The following is a 1088-nucleotide window of genomic DNA, read 5'->3' on the forward strand; positions in this document are numbered from 1 at the left end:
TCCGCCGCACCGGCTCCCGCAGCGGCGCCGGTGGTGGCGGGCGCGGGGGCTGCGGGCTTCTCGCCGTCGACCTCGAGCACCTCCCCGTCGACGACCGGGCCGCCCGCCTTCTCCTCGGCGTCGACCTGCGCGATCGCGTCCTGCTCGGCCGCCTTGGCCGCCTTCTGTCGGCGGAACGAGTTCCACATGTTGATGAAGGTGGCGATGCCGGCCAGCACGAACAACGGCACGGCCAGCATGAGGATGTCCTCGCGCACGAGCCCGGGGTGCAGGGAGTCCATGACGTCCTGCGGCATCCGGATGTACGAGGCCAGCGGGACCCCGAAGATCTCGGCGTTGAGGAAGGAGGCGACCTGATCGGGGCCGAACGCCCCGTTGGTCATGGTCGAGGCCTCTTCGATCGACACCCCACGCGGCGAGAAGTTGAGAAGCACGTAGTACAGACCCAGGAACACCGGGATCTGCACGAGCAGCGGCAGACACCCGGCGGCGGGATTGACCCCGGCATCCGCGTACAGGGCCTGCATCTCCTTGGCCTGCTCCTGGCGGTCCTCGGGGGTCTTGCGGTCCTTGTACTTGTTCTGCAGCTCCTTCATCTTGGGAGCGATCTGCGCCATCTTGCGCATGGAGTACTGCTGCCGGTACATCGACCGCATGAGCAGCAACCGCACTGTCACCACCAGCAACAGCACGGACCCCACCCAGGCCACTCCGGAACCGGGGTCCACGACGAAGCTCAGCACCCAGTGCCAGAACTTCATGACGAGCGACACCGGATACGCGAAGAGGTCCACGGGCGAATCTCCAGATGGGACGGTGGCGCCGGAGCGGGCGCGCGGGGTGGGGCGGAACAGGCCGGGTCAAGACTAGAAGGCCGTCCCCCAGCGTGCCAGGGTCAGCGGGAGCGGTGGGGGCCGGGGTGCTCAGCGGCGGCGGGAGCAGCGGGTTCGTGCCCGGCGCGAGGTCGCCCGGCAGCGTCAGATGCTGCAGCCCACCCACACCGGCTCGGGGTGCAACTCCACGCCGAACGCCTCGAAGACGCCGTCGCGCACCTCGCGCGCCAGTGCGATCACGTCGTCGGCGGTGGC

Annotated in this window: 1 protein-coding gene and 1 pseudogene; both read right to left on the reverse strand. The window is 69.2% G+C overall.

Annotation, left to right across the window (positions count from 1 at the left end; genetic code table 11):
• The coding region (yidC, locus tag G6021_RS09680) for a membrane protein insertase YidC (protein ID WP_182610802.1) at window positions 1–794 on the reverse strand (794 nt) is incomplete at its 3' end.
• Window positions 795–977: 183 nt separating this feature from the next.
• Window positions 978–1088: pseudogene (gene murB / locus G6021_RS09685) on the reverse strand (UDP-N-acetylmuramate dehydrogenase); the annotation flags it as partial.

Origin of the sequence: Dietzia sp. CW19 (assembly GCF_014145265.1) — a bacterium.
GTDB classification, from domain to species: domain Bacteria; phylum Actinomycetota; class Actinomycetes; order Mycobacteriales; family Mycobacteriaceae; genus Dietzia; species Dietzia natronolimnaea.